We start from the raw sequence: 2,002 nt of genomic DNA, 5'->3' as shown, positions 1-2,002 counted from the left end.
GGGCTAGATGAAGTATGTATTATTCTCAAACCAGATGGTCAAGATCAGTGGGTCGCTCGTCATCCCATTACCGATTACACTTCGTACACACCTGAGCAATTGATTGAAATCATCCGGCAAGCTGGAATTGCAGGCATGGGCGGCGCAGGATTTCCTACTGCAAAAAAAATTCAATCCGGCCTATCTCGTACCGAAATTTTAATTATTAATGCCGCTGAATGTGAGCCCTATATCACCGCCGATGACCGACTCATGTGCGAACATGCTGAAGAAATTATTCAGGGCATCAGTATTGTCGAACATATTTTAAAGCCGAAATTAACCATTATTGGCATTGAAGATAATAAACCAGAAGCGATCCAAGCTCTTGAAAAAGCGGCCCAGCAAAAAGATCTACTCATCCGTGTGATTCCCACTAAATATCCTTCGGGCGGTGAGAAACAGCTGATTAAAATTCTCACGAACCTTGAAGTGCCTAACGGGGGAATTCCAGCAGATATAGGGTTATTAGTACAGAATGTCGGGTCTATGTATGCCATAAAACGCGCCGTAATGGATGACGAACCGTTAATTGAACGAGTTGTCACCTTGACCGGTAATACATTCAGTCAACCTAGAAATGTTTGGGCCTTACTCGGTACACCCGTACAAACACTGCTTAATAGTTTTAATTATCAAGCTGATAAACAATTACCTCGTTTGATCATGGGCGGCCCAATGATGGGCTTTACCCTGCCCCATGCCCATGTGCCGATAACGAAAACCACAAACTGCATCTTAGCTCCGACACGTAAAGAGATTGCACCGATACAAACGGAGATGTCCTGCATTCGCTGCGGCCAATGTGCTGATGCTTGCCCAGCAACATTATTACCACAGCAGTTACTGTGGCACGCCAAAGCACAAGAATATGAAAAGTGTGAGGCACTGAACCTCAAAGACTGTATTGAATGTGGTGCTTGTGCCTATGTCTGTCCAAGCGAAATTCCATTGGTGCATTATTATCGTCAAGCTAAAGCTGAAATTCGTACTCGTAAGCGAGAAGCGGAAGCTGCCGAACGCGCTAAACAGCGCTTTGAAGATAAAAAAGCACGGATGGAACGAGAAAAACAAGAACGAGAAAATCGCTTTAAGAAAGCGGCTGAAGATCGCCGGAAAGAGATGCAACAAAGTGGCAGCGAAGATGCCATTGCCGCAGCTATCGCCCGCGTAAAAGCACAAAAACAATCTCAAGAAACGCAAAATAATACAACAAAATCAACCGTGGCAGATGCCATTGCGCGAGCGAAAGCAAAACAAGCCCAAGCGCTACAAACCGGAGCACATGAACCAGATAACACAGAAATGGTTAGGCTTCGTGAAGAGCGCAAACAGTTGGCCCGACAACGCAAAGCAGAGCAACACTCGGCGCAAGAGCCAGCTGAACAAACGTCAGATAACACAGCTGATCCCAAAAAAGCAGCCGTGGCTGCCGCCATCGCTCGAGCTAAAGCGCGCAAAGCAGAGCAACACTCGGCGCAAGAGCCAGCGGAACAAGCGTCAGATAACACAGCTGATCCAAAAAAAGCAGCCGTGGCTGCCGCTATTGCTCGAGCTAAAGCGCGTAAAGCAGAGCAACTCTCGGCGCAAGAGCCAACTGAACAAACGTCAGATAACACAGCCGATCCAAAAAAAGCAGCCGTGGCTGCCGCTATTGCTCGAGCTAAAGCGCGTAAAGCAGAGCAACTCTCGGCGCAAGAGCCAGCTGAACAAACGTCAGATAACACAGCCGATCCAAAAAAAGCAGCCGTGGCTGCCGCCATCGCCCGAGCTAAAGCGCGTAAAGCAGCCCAACAAACCAATAACCCACAAAATAACGTTGAGGAGAACAAATAGTGGCCTTTTTTATTGCCAGCTCCCCACATGCACATAATAAACGCAGTACTGCCGATTTAATGAAATGGGTCGCCATTTGTGCTTTGCCGGGTCTGCTTGCCCAAAGCTACTTTTTCGGATTGGGCAC

At 47.5% G+C, this 2,002-nt stretch carries 2 protein-coding genes; both read left to right on the top strand.

The annotated features are described in order from the left end of the window. On the top strand, nt 1-1,875 hold a 1,875-nt coding region (gene rsxC, locus B7C60_RS13525), incomplete at its 5' end, for an electron transport complex subunit RsxC (protein WP_245869449.1). Continuing rightward, nucleotides 1,875-2,002 (top strand): RnfABCDGE type electron transport complex subunit D (locus B7C60_RS19350; RefSeq protein ID WP_245869664.1); only part of this gene is annotated, 128 nt, incomplete at its 3' end. The genes rsxC and B7C60_RS19350, both read left to right, overlap by 1 nt.

It is taken from the genome of Vibrio fujianensis, assembly GCF_002749895.1.
Classification (GTDB): domain Bacteria; phylum Pseudomonadota; class Gammaproteobacteria; order Enterobacterales; family Vibrionaceae; genus Vibrio; species Vibrio fujianensis.
Note: the sequence above shows the minus strand (reverse complement) of the source record. Positions and strands in the feature narration are given on the sequence as shown.